Below are 16908 nucleotides of genomic sequence, written 5' to 3'. Positions count from 1 at the left end.
GATTACCACTTCACCGCACCGCCCCCGGCCAGTTCCTGCAAGCCCCACGCACCGCAGGCTCGACAACCGGGAGTAGCGCGGCCCGATTCGATCTGGTAAGTTCGCCCGCTTGCAGCCGCAGGGCCGGCAGGTGTCGGTGATGGAGCAATCCTGCGTAGTGGATTACAAGAGTAGAGGCGGTCCATTCATGCCCACCCAAGCAAAGCAAAATCAGAACCAGTCGCTCAGCGGGTTTGAGCCTTATGTCCCTAAAGAGGGCGAAGAGTACATGGGCGCTCCCATGCGCGCGCACTTCACCAGGATCCTGAACAAGTGGAAACAGGACCTGATGCAGGAAGTCGACCGCACCGTGGACCATATGAAAGACGAAGCGGCCAACTTCCCCGACCCGGCCGACCGTGCCAGCCAGGAAGAAGAATTCAGCCTCGAACTGCGCGCCCGTGATCGTGAACGCAAGTTGATCAAGAAGATCGACAAGACGCTGCAACTGATCGAGGACGAAGAATACGGCTGGTGCGAGTCCTGCGGCATCGAAATCGGCATCCGCCGACTGGAAGCCCGCCCGACCGCCGACCTGTGCATCGACTGCAAGACCCTGGCGGAAATCAAGGAAAAACAGGTCGGCAAGTAATTGCCCGGGCTGTCATGAAAACGGAGCGTCCACACGCTCCGTTTTTTGTTTCTGGCTTGAATACGGGATAACGAGGCCTGGCATTTTGTGGCGAGGGATTTTATCCCCGTTGGGCTGCGAAACAGCCCTGAAACCCGAAACCGAGAAGGCCGTGCCGTCTGGATGGGGCCGCTTCGCGACCCAACGGGGATAAAATCCCCTCGCAACAACGCCATGCCTGACTTAAACAACAGTAACCATTCCCATGACCGCCACCTCTGCCTACATTGGCCGCTTCGCCCCTACCCCGAGTGGCCATCTGCATTTCGGTTCGCTGGTCGCTGCGCTGGCTTCTTACCTGGACGCCCGGTCCGTGGGTGGGCGCTGGCTGTTGCGCATGGAAGACCTCGACCCGCCCAGGGAAGAGCCTGGCGCACAGGCAGCAATTCTCAAGGCCCTGGAGGCCTACGGTTTCGAATGGGACGGCGAGATGGTTCGCCAGAGCGAACGCCATGAAGCCTACGATCAGGTCATCAATCGCCTGTTCAGCCAGGGCCTCGCCTATGCCTGCACCTGCTCGCGCAAAAAACTGGAGGCTTATCAGGGTGTTTATCCGGGGTTGTGCCGCAACGCCGGGCACGACACCGCCGATGCCGCGATCCGCTTGCGGGTGCCGGAGCTCGAATATCATTTCACCGACCGGGTACAAGGTCCGTTCCGCCAGCACCTGGGCCGCGAGGTGGGGGATTTCGTGATCCGTCGTCGCGACGGGCTCCACGCTTATCAATTGGCGGTGGTCCTGGACGATGCCTGGCAAGGGGTGACCGACATCGTGCGTGGCGCCGACCTGCTGGATTCCACGCCACGCCAGCTATACCTGCAGGAATTGCTCGGACTGCCGCAGCCGCGTTACCTGCACGTGCCGTTGATCACTCAGCCGGACGGGCACAAGCTCGGCAAATCCTATCGTTCGCCACCGCTGGCGGCGGACCAGGCCGCGCCGCTGCTGCTGCGGGCGTTGCGGGCGCTAGGTCAACAACCGCCCGCGGAACTGGTCGACGCCAGGCCCCGGGAACTGCTGGATTGGGGCATTGGCCACTGGGACGCAGGCAAGATCCCGCGCACACTGACCCTGCCCGAAGCGCAAATACGCTGACGGCTCTTGCAGCCTGGCACCCATCCGTTACCATCGCCGCACGTTTTCGGGCACGCGCTTAAAAAAGAGAGGCCGGGATGTACATCTATCGCTTGGTCCTGCTCCTGGTAGTGGGGATCTACCTTTTCTCCCCGGCCATCATGGATTGGTGGATCGATGCCACGGGCGCCTGGTATCGGCCTTATCTGCTCTGGCTGATCCTGATCGTCGTGACCTTCATCCTGCAGAGCCAAAAAGATGCCGATGAGCTTTAGCCTGACCCAGATGATCCTGATCAGCGCAGCCTACCTGGCGGTGCTGTTCGGCGTGGCCTGGATCAGTGAACGGGGCATGATTCCCCGGGCGATCATCCGCCACCCGCTGACCTACACCCTGTCGCTGGGCGTCTACGCCAGTGCATGGGCGTTCTATGGCACGGTCGGGCTGGCCTACCAGTACGGCTACGGCTTCCTGTCGAGCTACCTTGGTGTGTCGGGCGCGTTCCTGCTGGCGCCGGTGCTGCTTTATCCGATCCTGAAGATCACCCGCACCTACCAACTGTCGTCCCTGGCCGACCTGTTCGCCTTTCGATTCCGCAGTACCTGGGCCGGCGCGCTCACCACGATCTTCATGCTGGTGGGCGTGCTGCCCTTGCTGGCCCTGCAGATGCAGGCCGTGGCCGATTCCATCAGCATCCTTACCCACGAGCCGGTGCAGCACCGGGTAGCGTTGAGCTTCTGTGTCCTGATCATCCTGTTCACCATTTTCTTCGGCTCCCGGCATATCGCCACCCGGGAAAAGCACGAAGGCCTGGTGTTCGCCATCGCCTTCGAGTCGGTGATCAAGCTGATCGCCATCGGCGGGGTCGGCCTCTATGCCCTGTACGGCGTGTTCGATGGCCCGCAACAGCTCGAACTCTGGCTGCTGCAGAACCAGACTGCCCTCGCCGCGCTGCACACGCCCTTGCAGGAAGGTCCATGGCGCACGCTGCTGCTGGTGTTCTTCGCCTCGGCGATCGTGATGCCGCACATGTACCACATGACCTTCACCGAGAACCTCAACCCGCGCTCACTGGTAAGCGCAAGCTGGGGCCTGCCACTGTTCCTGCTGTTGATGAGCCTGGCAGTGCCGCTGATTCTCTGGGCCGGATTGAAACTGGGAGCCAGCACCAATCCCGAGTACTTCACCCTGGGCATCGGCATCGCCGCCAACAGCCCGGCCCTGGCCTTGCTGGCGTATATCGGCGGGTTGTCGGCGGCCAGCGGGCTGATCATCGTGACCACCCTGGCACTGTCGGGGATGGCCCTCAACCATCTGGTGCTGCCGCTTTACCAGCCGCCGGCCGAAGGCAATATCTATCGCTGGCTGAAATGGACCCGGCGGGCACTGATCGTGGCGATCATCATGGCCGGCTACGGGTTCTACCTGATGCTGGGGGACGGACAGGACCTGGCCAACCTGGGCATCGTCGCCTTCGTCGCCACCCTGCAGTTCCTGCCGGGTGTGCTGTCGGTGCTGTATTGGCCCACCGCCAACCGTCGCGGCTTCATCGCCGGCCTGCTGGCGGGCATCCTGGTCTGGCTGGTCGCCATGCTGCTGCCGTTGCTGGGCAATTTGCAGGGTTTCTACATCCCCCTGCTGAACATGATCTACGTGCTCGACGACACCAGCTGGCACATGGCGGCCATCGCCTCGCTGGCGGCGAACGTACTGATGTTCACCTTGATCTCCCTGTTCACCAACGCCAGCAGCGAAGAGGCCAGCGCCGCCGAAGCCTGCGCCGTGGATAACGTCCGCCGCCCACAGCGCCGCGAACTGCACGCCGCCTCGCCCCAGGAGTTCGCCACGCAACTGGCCAAGCCCCTGGGTGCCAAGGCTGCTCAGAAGGAAGTCGAACAAGCCCTGCGCGACCTGTACCTGCCCTTCGACGAACGCCGCCCCTATGCCCTGCGCCGCCTGCGCGACCGCATCGAAGCCAACCTGTCCGGCCTGATGGGCCCCAGCGTGGCCCAGGACATGGTCGAGACCTTCCTGCCCTACAAGGCGGGCGGGGAAAACTATGTCACCGAGGACATCCACTTCATTGAAAGCCGCCTCGAAGACTACCACTCGCGCCTGACGGGCCTTGCCGCCGAACTGGACGCCCTGCGTCGTTATCACCGCCAGACCCTGCAGGAACTGCCGATGGGCGTGTGTTCCCTGGCCAAGGACCAGGAAATCCTGATGTGGAACAAGGCCATGGAAGAACTGACCGGGATCGCCGCCCAGCGCGTGGTCGGTTCGCGGCTGAGCACCCTGGGCGAACCCTGGAAAGGCCTGTTGCAGGGTTTCATCGACCTTCCGGACGAACACTTGCACAAGCAGCACCTGGCCCTCGATGGCCAGACCCGCTGGTTGAACCTTCACAAAGCCGCCATCGATGAGCCGCTGGCGCCCGGCAACAGCGGCCTGGTGTTACTGGTCGAAGACCTGACCGATACCCAGATGCTCGAAGACAAGCTGGTCCACTCCGAGCGACTGGCAAGCATCGGCCGGCTCGCCGCCGGCGTGGCGCACGAAATCGGCAACCCGATCACCGGCATCGCCTGCCTGGCGCAGAACCTGCGCGAAGAGCGCGAGGACGATGCCGAACTCACGGAAATCAGCAGCCAGATCCTCGAACAGACCCGACGCGTGTCGCGTATCGTCCAATCGCTGATGAGCTTCGCCCATGCCGGCGGCCACCAGCACAACGATGAGCCCGTCTGCCTGGCCGAAGTGGCCCAGGATGCGATTGGTCTGCTGGCCCTCAACCGGCGCAATTTCGAAGTGCAGTTCTTCAACCTGTGCGACCCGGACCACTGGGTCGACGGCGATCCCCAGCGGCTCGCCCAGGTGCTGATCAACCTGTTGTCCAACGCGCGCGACGCCTCGCCTGCCGGCAGCGCCGTGCGAGTCAAGAGCGAAGCCAGCGAACACACGATCGATCTGATCGTCGAAGACGAAGGCAGCGGTATCCCACAGAACATCATGGATCGATTGTTCGAACCCTTCTTCACCACCAAGGATCCTGGCGAAGGCACCGGACTGGGCCTCGCACTGGTCTATTCCATCGTTGAAGAGCATTATGGACAAATCACCATCGACAGCCCGGCCGATGTTCAAAGCCAGCGCGGCACCCGTATTCGGGTAACCTTGCCGCGTCATGTCGAAGCGACGTCCGCTGTGAACTGAGACCGTCGAGAGAATCGAATCAATGCCGCACATTTTGATCGTCGAAGACGAAACAATTATCCGCTCCGCCTTGCGCCGCCTGCTGGAACGCAACCAGTACCAGGTCAGCGAAGCCGGTTCCGTGCAGGAAGCACAAGAGCGTTTCAGCATTCCCACGTTTGACCTGATCGTCAGCGACCTGCGCCTGCCCGGCGCCCCCGGCACCGAACTGATCAAGCTCGGCCAGGGCACTCCGGTGCTGATCATGACCAGCTACGCCAGCCTGCGCTCGGCGGTCGATTCCATGAAAATGGGTGCGGTGGACTACATCGCCAAGCCGTTCGACCACGATGAAATGCTCCAGGCCGTGGCCCGGATCCTGCGTGACCGACAGACGGCGGCCAACAATCCGGCAGAGCCGACGAACGGTAAAGCCGCGACTTCTGCGAAAACGGTCGCCGGCAATGCCAACGGTGAAATCGGCATCATCGGCTCCTGCCCTCCAATGCAGGACCTATACGTCAAGATCCGCAAAGTGGCGCCGACCGACTCCAACGTCCTGATCCAGGGCGAATCCGGTACCGGCAAGGAGTTGGTGGCCCGCGCCCTGCACAACCTGTCTCGCCGGGCCAAGGCACCGATGATCTCGGTGAACTGCGCGGCAATCCCGGAAAGCCTGATCGAGTCCGAGTTGTTCGGGCACGAGAAAGGTGCATTCACTGGCGCCAGCGCCGGACGCGCCGGCCTGGTGGAAGCCGCGGATGGCGGCACACTGTTCCTCGATGAAATCGGCGAACTGCCTTTGGAAGCCCAGGCACGTTTGCTGCGGGTGCTTCAGGAAGGCGAGATCCGTCGGGTCGGGTCGGTGCAGTCGCAGAAAGTCGATGTACGCCTGATCGCAGCGACCCACCGGGACCTCAAGAGCCTGGCAAAGATCGGCCAGTTCCGTGAAGACCTGTATTACCGCTTGCATGTCATCGCGCTGAAACTGCCGGCTCTGCGCGAACGGGGCGCGGACGTCAACGAAATCGCCAATGCCTTCCTCGCCCGCCAAAGTGCGCGAGTCAACCGCACCGACTTGAAGTTCGCCCCGGACGCCGAACAGGCCATTCGTCATTACGCCTGGCCGGGTAACGTTCGAGAATTGGAAAACGCAGTGGAGCGGGCGGTGATCCTGTGCGAAAGCCCGGAAATCTCCGCCGACCTGCTGGGCATCGACATCGAGCTCAGCGATATGGACGACGAAGAATTCATCGGCCTGGCCCCGCAACAGGGTAACGCTGCCAACAATACCAGCCATGAGCCCACCGAGGACCTTTCCCTGGAAGACTATTTCCAGCATTTCGTCCTGGAGCACCAGGACCATATGACCGAGACCGAACTGGCTCGCAAGCTGGGTGTGAGCCGCAAGTGCCTGTGGGAACGGCGCCAGCGCCTGGGCATTCCACGGCGCAAGACCGGCGTGGCCAGCGAGAGCTGAGCCAGCTCCCACAGCGGAAGCTGAAAGGTATACCTATGTGAAAAAACTGTTACCTCAGCTTTTTCACGTAACAGAAGCCGGGGTTTACGGTAACGAAATCCCGGCTTTTTTTCGTCTTGAAAAAATGGCCTAGCCCTTCAACCTCCCGGTTTTCCTGGGCCTCACAAAAGTTGGCACGCACCCTGCTATAGCTTTGGTACAAGAACAATAACAAGCAATGCACAAGACAATAAAAATAAGACGAATCGACTCACGCACAATAAAAACAAGACGGCGAGAGGCGCAGCTAACTGATTCTTTTGGAGAGGCGTTGTATTTGGGGCTTGCCCCACAACCAGGCCGAGAACAATAAAAACTGTCTCAAGACAGCTGCCTGAACTGGTTGGATCGATCGATCACTGCAACTCAGCGACCAAAGCAATCCGTTTGCTCTTGGCTCCCGATTGGGAGGGTCACGAAGGGAAACCTCGTGGCGAGGGCACTCACAAAAACAAGAAGCCCGAAAACCATAATAAAAACAGAGCACGCAACTAATTCTGGGGGAGCTTCGGCTCCCCTTGTGGTTTCTGACATTCCCCTTCCATGAAGCCTACAGGGCTTGCCACTTGCAGCTTGCAGCTCAAAACTGCTGTGTCCTACACCATCCTCCGACTAAATGCTAGAATCCCCGCCCATCATGCGGCCATTCTTCGTTTTTGGTCGAATATTCCTTCAAACAGTGCATCCCATGCTGAAGAAGCTGTTCCAGTCATTCCGTTCTCCCTTGCGTCGTACGCAACACATTCGCAGCACGCCTGAAGTGCTCAACAGCAGCCAGCACTCGCTGCAAAAGGCCCAGTTCAGCCGTTATGCGGTGAACATCGTCGAACGCCTGCAGGGCGCCGGCTACCAGGCTTACCTGGTTGGCGGGTGCGTGCGCGACATGCTGCTCAACATCACCCCGAAGGATTTCGACGTGGCGACCAGCGCCACGCCGGAACAGATCCGGGCCGAGTTTCGTAACGCGCGCATCATTGGCCGGCGCTTCAAGCTGGTCCATATCCATTTCGGTCGTGAAATCATCGAAGTCGCGACTTTTCGCGCCAATCACCCGCAAAACGAAGAGGAAGAGGACAGCAACCAGTCTTCCCGCAACGAGAGCGGGCGCATCCTGCGCGATAACGTCTACGGCACGCTGGAAGAAGACGCGCAACGTCGCGACTTCACCATCAACGCCTTGTATTACGACCCGGTCAGCGAGCGCATCCTCGACTACGCCAATGGCGTACACGACATCCGCAATCGCCTGATCCGCCTGATTGGCGATCCTCGGCAGCGTTACCAGGAAGATCCGGTGCGGATGTTGCGGGCAGTGCGTTTCGCGGCCAAGCTGGATTTCGGTATCGAAAAACACAGTGCCGTGCCGATTCGCGACCTGGCGCCGATGCTGCGGGAAATTCCTTCGGCGCGCCTGTTCGAGGAAGTGCTCAAGCTGTTTCTGTCGGGCAACGCGGCGGACACCTTCGAGATGCTGGTGGACCTGCAACTGTTCGATCCGCTGTTCCCGGCCAGTGCCGAGGCGCTGGAGCACAATCCGACCTACACCCACACCTTGATCAGCGAAGCACTGATCAACACCGACCTGCGCATCAAGCAGAACAAACCGGTGACCCCGGCCTTCCTGTTCGCCGCGCTGCTCTGGCCGGCCCTCCCGGCCCGGGTGCTGCGTCTGCAGGAGCGGGGCATGCCACCGATCCCGGCCATGCAGGAGGCCGCCCACGAGCTCATCAGCGAACAGTGCCAGCGCATCGCGATTCCCAAGCGTTTCACAATGCCGATCCGCGAAATCTGGGACATGCAGGAACGCCTGCCACGGCGCAGCGGCAAACGCGCCGACCTGTTGCTGGACAACCCGCGCTTCCGCGCCGGCTACGATTTCCTGCTGCTGCGTGAAAGCGCGGGCGAGCAAACCGATGGCCTGGGCGAATGGTGGACCGACTACCAGGACGCCAACGACAGCGAGCGCCGCGATATGATTCGTGAGCTCAGCGGCAAGGATGACGGCGCCAGCGGCCCACGCAAACGTCGTCGCAGCAGCGGCGCCAAGCGCAAGCGCGCCGGTGTGCCGAGCGCATCGGGCGATTGATCGATGGAACGCATCTATATCGGCATGGGTAGCAACCTGGCCGAACCCGCCGAACAACTGCGCAGTGCCGTCCAGGCGCTGGCGCAATTGCCCGGCACCCGACTGGCGGGCGTTTCGGCGTTCTATCAGAGCGATTCCCTGCTACCCGGCCAACCGCGCTACACCAACGCCGTAGCGGCGCTGGACAGCCCGCTCGCGCCGCTGGAGCTGCTCGACGCGCTGCAAGCCATCGAAACCGGCCAGGGCCGCGAGCGCCTGGAACGCTGGGGCCCGCGGACCCTGGACCTGGACATTCTCTTGTATGGCGACCAGTTGATCGACCAGCCGCGTCTCAAGGTCCCCCATTACCATATGCATGCCCGGGCCTTCGTCCTGTATCCGCTGGCGGAACTGGCTCCCGCCGATCTGCGGCTGGCCGATGGACGCCTGCTCGCGGACCTGCTCGCAGCGTGCCCATTCGTTGGCCTGGAGCGCCTGCCACCTGCCTGACGAAGACCTTGCAAGTGGGAGCGAGACTGCTCGCTACCCCACAAGATCGGGACCAGGCGGTCAGATTCGAAACACACCTCTACGCTGAAACGCATCAGTAACCCCGGTAACACCTGGCGGTAACACATCCAATTGACTTCCCCGGTGCTCCTCACGACTATAGGCGTCCCGTTGCCGCCAATGCGGCGTTGAGGGGCGCAATCCAGGCCTTACAAGCACCACGCATAGAGGGTGCGCCTGTATCGAGCGCCTAATGAGGACTTTTTCATGCCAGCTATTACCCTGACCACGCTGCAAGGTCTCAAGCAAAAAGGTGAAAAGATCGCCATGCTGACCTGCTATGACGCAACGTTCGCCCACGCCTGTAACGAGGCCGGTGTCGAAGTGCTACTGGTGGGCGATTCCCTCGGCATGGTGTTGCAAGGCCACGACAGCACACTGCCGGCCACCACCGCCGACATGGCTTATCATGTCGCTTGCGTCAAACGCGGTAACACCGATGCGCTGATCCTCGCCGACCTGCCGTTCATGGCCTATGCCACCCTGGAACAGACCATGACCAACAGCGCCCAGCTGATGCAGGCCGGCGCCCACATGGTGAAAGTCGAAGGTGCATTGTGGCTGGCCGAGTCGATCCGGCTGCTGGCCGAACGAGGCATTCCGGTCTGCGCACACCTGGGGCTGACACCGCAGTCGGTGAATGTGCTCGGTGGCTACAAGGTCCAGGGTCGCAACGAGAACCAGGCGCGGCAGATGCGTGCCGATGCCATTGCGCTGGAGCAGGCCGGCGCCGCGATGTTGCTGCTCGAATGCGTGCCCAGCGAGCTGGCCGAAGAGATTACCCAGGCAGTGAAGATCCCGGTGATCGGCATCGGCGCCGGCAATGCCACCGATGGCCAGGTGCTGGTGCTGCACGACATGCTCGGGCTGTCGATCACCGGTCGCGTGCCCAAGTTCGTGAAGAACTTCATGGTCGGGCAAACCAGCGTGCAGGCCGCCTTGGCTGACTACGTGGCGCAAGTCAAGGCCGCGACCTTCCCTGGGGCCGAACACGGATTCTCCGCATGAACACCGTCAAGACCGTACGTGAACTGCGGGCCGCCGTGGCCCGTGCCCGCGGCGAAGGCAAACGCATCGCCTTCGTGCCCACCATGGGCAACCTGCACAGTGGCCACATGGCACTGGTGACCAAGGCGGCGCAGCGGGCCGATTTCGTGGTGGCGAGCATTTTCGTCAACCCGCTGCAATTCGGTGCCGGCGAAGACCTGGACAAATATCCCCGCACCCTGGCGGCAGACCAGGAGAAGCTGCTGCAGGCCGGCTGCCATTTGCTGTTTGCTCCCAGCGTGGAAGAGATGTATCCCGACGGCATGGCCGGACAGACCCGGGTCAGCGTTCCGCAATTGTCCGAAGGCCTGTGCGGTGCCAGCCGTCCCGGGCATTTCGAAGGTGTGGCGACAGTGGTCAGCAAGCTGTTCAACATGGTCCAGCCTGACCTGGCGGTATTCGGCCAGAAGGACTTCCAGCAGTTGGCGGTGATCCGGGCGCTGGTCCACGACCTGAACATGCCGATCCAGATCATCGGCGAGCCGACCGTCCGGGCCGAAGACGGCCTGGCGCTTTCATCGCGCAACGGCTTCCTCAGCCCCGAGCAACGCGTCGTGGCGCCAGTGGTCTACCGCAGCCTGAGCCACATTGCCGAGGCGATCCGCCAGGGGCAGCGGGATTTCCCGGCGTTGATCGCCGAGCAGCTCAAGCAACTCGAAGCCGCCGGCCTGCGCCCCGACTACCTGGAAGTGCGCCACGCCAAGACGTTGCGCCCGGCGTCGAGGGAGGATCGCGACCTGGTGATCCTGGTAGCGGCATTCCTGGGCAGCACACGGTTGATCGATAACCTGCACCTGGACCTCGATGCCCCCATCTGACCCCTAACGCACGCCCTGTGGGAACGAGCTTGTCCGCCAATGCGATGTCTGTCACATCAACGTGAAGGATGCCGGCCTTGCCGCGAGCAAACCCGCTCCCACGGGGCCTTCCAGCGTTATTGCCGCCTCGGTGGCCTTCGGGCAAACTGCCCGCCGTTCGGACTCTAGGAAACTCCATGCACACCATCATGCTCAAGGCCAAGCTGCACCGCGCCGAAGTCACTCACGCCGTGCTCGATTACGAAGGCTCCTGCGCCATCGATGGTGAATGGCTGGACCTGTCGGGAATCCGCGAATACGAACAGATCCAGATCTACAACGTCGACAATGGCGAGCGCTTCACCACCTACGCCATTCGTGGCGAGGAAGGCTCGCGGATGATTTCGGTCAACGGCGCCGCGGCGCACAAGGCCAAGGTCGGTGACCGCGTCATCATCTGCGCCTATGCTCACTACAGCGAAGCCGAACTGGTCAATTTCAAACCGCGCATGTTGTATATGGCGCCGGGCAACGAACTGAGCCACACCAGCAACGCCATCCCGGTCCAGGTCGCCTGACCGATGGACTTGCCTGTGGGAACGGGCTCGCTCGCGATAGCGTCAATCCCGCCCCCTCGATAGCCAGAGCACCAGGAAGCGCCCATCGCGCTTCCGTCTGTCGGCCAATTCCCACCCTGGCTGTATAAAAAAGTACCGGGATCCTGTCAGACAAAGTCAAGACAGATCGCAACGCGAGGTTTACTGTAGTCGCCCTGCGCCCAGAGATCGTGTCGACGCAGTTGTCCGGACGCCCGCCTCGGGCCTTGCCGGAGTTTTTAGTGTACAAAAGGTCGTTCAAGTAAAAGGAAACCCGCAGCGATGGCGTATTACCGAAACCCTCATGACGTGACCGCTCTGCCCGCCTGGCAAGCGCTGAATGACCACCGCAAAGCCATGCAGGATTTCAGCATGCGCGAAGCGTTCAACGCCGATCCGCAGCGTTTCAATCAATTCACCCTGTCGAGCTGCGGCCTGTTTCTCGATTATTCGAAGAACCTGATCAACGCCCAGACCCGCGACCTGCTGGTGAACCTGGCCAACGAAGTCGACCTCAAGGGCGCGATCAAGGCGCTGTTCGAAGGCGAAATCGTCAATGCCTCCGAAAACCGCCCGGCCCTGCACACGGCCCTGCGCCGGCCGGTGGGCGATAAACTGCTGGTGAACGGCGTCAACGTGATGCCTGACGTGCACAAGGTGCTCAACCAGATCACCGACCTGGTGGGCCGCATTCACGACGGGCTGTGGCGTGGCTACACCGAAAAACCGATCACCGACGTGGTGAACATTGGCATCGGCGGTTCGTTCCTCGGCCCGGAACTGGTATCCGAAGCGCTGTTGTCCTACGCGCAGAAGGGCGTTCGCTGCCACTACCTGGCGAACATCGATGGCAGCGAATTCCATGAGCTGACCATGAAGCTGCGCGCCGAGACCACCCTGTTCATCGTCTCGTCGAAGTCCTTCAACACCCTCGAGACCCTGAAGAACGCCCAGGCCGCCCGTGCCTGGTACCTGGCCCAGGGAGGCTCCGAAGCCGAGCTGTATCGGCACTTTATCGCGGTATCGAGCAACAACGCGGCCGCCGTGGCCTTCGGTATCCGTGAAGAGAATATCTTCCCGATGTGGGACTGGGTCGGCGGGCGCTACTCGCTGTGGTCGGCCATCGGCTTGCCCATCGCCCTGGCCATCGGCATGTCGAACTTCAAGGAACTGCTGTCCGGTGCCTACTCCATGGACCAGCACTTCCAGAGCGCCCCGTTCGAGCAGAACATGCCGGTCCTGCTGGCGTTGCTCGGCGTGTGGTACGGCAATTTCTGGGGCGCGCAAAGCCACGCGATCCTGCCGTACGACCACTACTTGCGCAACATCACCAAACACCTGCAGCAACTGGACATGGAGTCCAACGGCAAGAGCGTACGCCAGGACGGCACGCCGGCGTCCACCGACACTGGCCCGGTCATCTGGGGTGGCGTCGGTTGCAACGGCCAGCACGCCTATCACCAGTTGCTGCACCAGGGCACCCAGTTGATCCCGGCCGACTTCATCGTGCCGGTGGTCAGCTTCAACCCGGTGGCCGACCATCACCAGTGGCTGTACGCCAACTGCCTGTCCCAGAGCCAGGCGCTGATGCTGGGCAAGACCCGCGCCGAGGCAGAAGCCGAATTGCGGGACAAGGGTGCGAGTGAAGAGGAAGTGCAGAAACTGGCCTCCCACAAGGTCATCCCGGGCAACCGTCCGAGCAACACCCTGGTGGTCGAACGCATCAGCCCCCGTCGCCTTGGCGCGCTGGTGGCGCTGTATGAACACAAGGTGTTCGTGCAAAGCGTGGTCTGGGGCATCAATGCCTTCGACCAGTGGGGCGTGGAACTGGGCAAGGAACTGGGCAAAGGCGTCTACAACCGCTTGGTGGGCAGCGAAGAAAGCCCGGCCGAGGATGCCTCGACCCAAGGCCTGATCAGCTACTTCCGCGGACGTCACCGCGGCTGAGTCGTTGACCTGCATTACCCTCTGTGGGAGCGAGCCTGTTCGCGATGGCGGTGTGTCAGTCAATGGAAGGTTGATTGATCTACCATCGCGAGCAGACTCGCTCCCACAGTCATTTGTGCATGACTTGAACCCTCCGGCTACTGGGCGCATCTTTATGACTTGTCGCAAAACAAGAATAAGGAACCGCCATGCTCGATATCAGCCAGTTCCCTCAAGCCGATGCCGTCCGCCAGGCTGCGCAACTGAGTCAGGACCAATACAAGCGGCTCTACAAGGAATCCATCGAACACCCCAGCACTTTCTGGGCTGAACAGGCCACCCGCTTCCTCGATTGGATGGCTCCTTGGCAGACTGTCCAGCGCTACGACCTCAAGGCCGGCGACGCCACCTGGTTCGCTGGCGGCAAGCTGAACGTCAGCGCCAACTGCATCGACCGTCACCTTGAACACCGTGCCGACCAGACTGCAATCATCTGGGAGGGCGACAACCCCGCCGAATCAGCGCAGATCAGCTACCGAAAACTCCATCATCACGTGTGCCGCCTGGCCAATGTGTTGAAAAGCCGAGGCGTGAAGAAAGGCGATAGGGTGTGCATTTACATGCCGATGATCCCGGAGGCCGCCTATGCCATGCTCGCCTGCACCCGTATTGGCGCGGTGCACTCGGTGGTGTTCGGTGGTTTTTCGCCGGACTCGCTGCGCGACCGGATACTCGATGCCGATTGCCGCACGGTGATCACCGCCGACGAGGGCGTGCGCGGAGGACGTGCCATACCGCTCAAGCGCAATGTCGACAAAGCCCTGGAAAGCTGCCCCGACGTCAGCGCGGTCCTGGTGATCGAACGCACCCAGGCCGAGATAAGCTGGGTCGATGGCCGCGACATCTGGTACCACCAGGCCATGCACGATGCCAGCGACGATTGCCCGCCCGAACCGATGGATGCCGAAGACCCGCTGTTCATCCTCTACACCTCCGGCAGCACCGGCAAACCCAAGGGCGTGCTGCACACCACTGGTGGTTATCTGCTGCAAGCAGCCATGACCTTCAGGTACGTGCTGGACTACCGCGACAACGAGGTGTTCTGGTGCACCGCCGATGTCGGCTGGGTCACCGGCCACAGTTATATCGTCTACGGCCCCCTGGCCAATGGCGCGACCACCCTGATCTTCGAAGGCGTGCCGAGCTACCCCGACAGCTCGCGCTTCTGGCAGGTGATCGACAAGCATCAGGTCAATATCTTCTACACCGCCCCCACCGCTCTGCGCGCGTTAATGCGCGAAGGTGCCGAACCCTTACAGAAAACTTCCCGCAAGAGTTTGCGATTGCTCGGCAGCGTCGGTGAGCCGATCAACCCGGAAGCGTGGGAATGGTATTTCAACAAGGTCGGCGAGCAACGTTGCCCGATTGTCGATACCTGGTGGCAGACCGAAACCGGCGGCATCATGCTCAGCCCGCTGGTGAGCCAACAGAAACTCAAGCCAGGCTGCGCGACCCGGCCACTGTTCGGGGTCCAACCGGTGCTGCTGGATGAAGCGGGCAAGGAGATCAATGGCCCGGGCAGTGGCGTGCTGGCCATCAAGTCCAGCTGGCCTGGCCAGATCCGCAGCGTCTACAGGGACCATCAGCGCATGGTCGACACCTACTTCAAGCCCTACCCCGGCTATTACTTCACCGGCGATGGCGCCCGTCGCGACGAAGACGGCGATTACTGGATCACCGGACGCATCGATGACGTCATCAACGTTTCCGGGCACCGCATCGGCACCGCCGAAGTGGAAAGCGCCCTGGTGCTGCACGACAGCATCGCCGAAGCGGCCGTCGTCGGTTATCCCCACGACCTCAAGGGCCAGGGCATCTATGCCTTTGTCACGCCAATGAACGGCGTCGAAGCCAACGACGATCTGAAGAAGGAACTGCTGGCCCATGTCAGCAAGGAAATCGGCAGCTTCGCCAAGCCCGAACTGATCCAATGGGCGCCGGCGCTGCCCAAGACCCGGTCGGGCAAGATCATGCGACGCATCCTGCGCAAGATCGCCTGCAACGAACTGGACAGCCTCGGCGATACCTCGACCCTGGCTGACCCAAGCGTGGTGGAGGGGCTGATCGACAAGCGCCTGAATCGCTGAGTCAGCCGGCCTGGCCACCCAGAAGCCCGGCCCCGTCTGTGGCAGGAGCATCTTCTGTGGCGAGGGGATAAATCTCCTCGCCACAAATGCCACCCTCGCCACAGGTCGGTGCCCGACCTCGAATCCGTATGCAATCCCCAACCCGGGTTTGCATAACTGTTAAACTCTCGCGCCTCATTTCCTTAAGGCGCGCTTGGCATGTCTTCCTTGAATCAGGCGCTGCGCGCCGCCCTCGATCAGCGTCGGGACCTGCTTGACGACCTGGAGCAGCAAGGCACCGATTGCTATCGCCTGTTCCATGGCAGCCAGGAAGGCGCTCCCGGACTCACCGTCGATCGCTACGGCCCGCAACTGATGGTGCAGAGCTTTCACCAGTCACTGGAGCGCGAAGCCTTGTTGCAACTGCACGGCATCGTCAACGAACGCCTGGGCCTGGACACCCTGCTGGTCTACAACGACCGTGCGCGGGGCAATTCGCGGATCGACCGCCAGGACAGCGTCTATCAGGCCGAAGAGGCCGCCCTGCAGGATCTCGTCGGCCACGAATGGGGGCTGAACTATCGCGTTCGCGGGCGCCACGCCGGACAAGACCCTCTTCTGTTCCTGGACCTGCGCAATGCCCGTGGCTGGGTCAAGGCAAACAGCCGCAACAAAAGCGTGCTGAACCTGTTCGCCTATACCTGCGGTGTCGGCCTGAGCGCCGCGGCCGGCGGCGCGCGGGAGGTGTGTAACCTGGACTTTGCCGAAGGCAACCTCGCGGTGGGACAGGAGAACGGCCTGCTCAACCCCGGCCTGCCGGCCATGGAATTCGTGCAATCGGATTATTTCCCGGCGATCCGGCAACTGGCCGGCCTGCCCGTCAGCCAGCGACGCGGGCAGAAACTGCCCGGCTATGTGCGCCTGGAACAACGCCAGTACGACCTGGTGTTGCTCGATCCACCGGCGTGGGCGAAGAGCGCCTTCGGCACCGTCGACCTGTTGCGCGATTACCAGAGCCTGCTCAAGCCTGCGTTGCTCAGCACAGCCGACGACGGAGTGCTGATCTGCTGCAACAACCTGGCGAAAGTCTCCATGGACGACTGGCGCGAACAGGTGTTGCGCTGCGCAAGCAAAGCCGGTCGACCGGTGCGGGAATGGAGCGTGCTGATGCCCGGCGATGACTTTCCCTCCAAGGATGGCAATCCACCGCTCAAGACACTGGTCCTGCACTTCTGAGCCAACCTCCGCACACCTACGCAAAAAACGGACAAATCCGATAAATCTCAGTGGTTTCGGAACCGTAAACGCATGCCATACTCCAAGGC

General features: G+C 61.7%; 13 protein-coding genes. All 13 read left to right on the top strand.

Features of this window, described 5'->3' with window-relative positions; all coding sequences use genetic code 11:
* The first annotated feature begins 187 nt into the window (after positions 1-187).
* The 13 genes from dksA (at position 188) to BT179_RS23220 (ending at position 16819) form a co-directional block, all read left to right on the top strand.
* A complete protein-coding gene (dksA, locus tag BT179_RS23275; protein ID WP_072398641.1) occupies positions 188-631 on the top strand; it encodes an RNA polymerase-binding protein DksA in 444 nt (147 codons plus the stop codon).
* 244 nt (positions 632-875) lie between these two features.
* Positions 876-1766 (top strand): tRNA glutamyl-Q(34) synthetase GluQRS, encoded by an 891-nt coding sequence (gene gluQRS, locus BT179_RS23270; protein WP_072431986.1) that lies wholly within the window; start codon positions 876-878, stop codon positions 1764-1766.
* 77 nt (positions 1767-1843) lie between these two features.
* Complete coding sequence (locus BT179_RS26625) at positions 1844-2020, top strand: hypothetical protein (RefSeq protein ID WP_003176118.1); 177 nt, start codon at positions 1844-1846, stop codon at positions 2018-2020.
* Positions 2004-4958, top strand: a complete 2955-nt coding sequence (locus BT179_RS23265) for a sensor histidine kinase (protein ID WP_165887275.1) — start codon at positions 2004-2006, stop codon at positions 4956-4958. Before BT179_RS26625 ends, BT179_RS23265 begins: the two co-directional genes overlap by 17 nt.
* A gap of 22 nt (positions 4959-4980) precedes the next feature.
* On the top strand, positions 4981-6417 hold the full coding sequence (locus BT179_RS23260; protein WP_072398638.1) for a sigma-54-dependent transcriptional regulator: 1437 nt from the start codon (positions 4981-4983) through the stop codon (positions 6415-6417).
* 727 nt (positions 6418-7144) lie between these two features.
* The gene (locus tag BT179_RS23255; RefSeq protein WP_072431987.1) at positions 7145-8542 is read left to right on the top strand and encodes a polynucleotide adenylyltransferase PcnB; all 1398 of its coding nucleotides are present in this window, start codon (positions 7145-7147) and stop codon (positions 8540-8542) included.
* Positions 8543-8545: 3 nt separating this feature from the next.
* Positions 8546-9031: a 2-amino-4-hydroxy-6-hydroxymethyldihydropteridine diphosphokinase gene (folK, locus tag BT179_RS23250; RefSeq protein WP_072398636.1), complete on the top strand. Its 486-nt coding sequence runs from the start codon at positions 8546-8548 to the stop codon at positions 9029-9031.
* A gap of 267 nt (positions 9032-9298) precedes the next feature.
* Positions 9299-10099 (top strand): 3-methyl-2-oxobutanoate hydroxymethyltransferase, encoded by an 801-nt coding sequence (gene panB, locus BT179_RS23245; protein WP_072398635.1) that lies wholly within the window; start codon positions 9299-9301, stop codon positions 10097-10099.
* Positions 10096-10956, top strand: a complete 861-nt coding sequence (gene panC, locus BT179_RS23240; protein ID WP_072431988.1) for a pantoate--beta-alanine ligase — start codon at positions 10096-10098, stop codon at positions 10954-10956. The genes panB and panC overlap by 4 nt, the downstream gene beginning before the upstream one ends.
* A 176-nt stretch (positions 10957-11132) precedes the next feature.
* Positions 11133-11513, top strand: a complete 381-nt coding sequence (gene panD, locus BT179_RS23235) for an aspartate 1-decarboxylase (RefSeq protein ID WP_072398633.1) — start codon at positions 11133-11135, stop codon at positions 11511-11513.
* Between the two features lie 300 nt (positions 11514-11813).
* Positions 11814-13478 carry a glucose-6-phosphate isomerase gene (gene pgi, locus BT179_RS23230; protein ID WP_072398632.1) on the top strand — a complete coding sequence of 555 codons (1665 nt, stop codon included), beginning with the start codon at positions 11814-11816 and terminating at the stop codon, positions 13476-13478.
* A 188-nt stretch (positions 13479-13666) separates the two neighbouring features.
* Positions 13667-15604 (top strand): acetate--CoA ligase, encoded by a 1938-nt coding sequence (gene acs, locus BT179_RS23225; RefSeq protein ID WP_072431989.1) that lies wholly within the window; start codon positions 13667-13669, stop codon positions 15602-15604.
* Positions 15605-15802: 198 nt separating this feature from the next.
* On the top strand, positions 15803-16819 hold the full coding sequence (locus BT179_RS23220) for a class I SAM-dependent rRNA methyltransferase (protein WP_072398630.1): 1017 nt from the start codon (positions 15803-15805) through the stop codon (positions 16817-16819).
* Positions 16820-16908 lie beyond the last annotated feature (89 nt).

It is taken from the genome of Pseudomonas sp. NFACC43 (assembly GCF_900119645.1).
GTDB lineage: Bacteria > Pseudomonadota > Gammaproteobacteria > Pseudomonadales > Pseudomonadaceae > Aquipseudomonas.
This window is presented reverse-complemented; position numbering and strand designations above follow the sequence as displayed.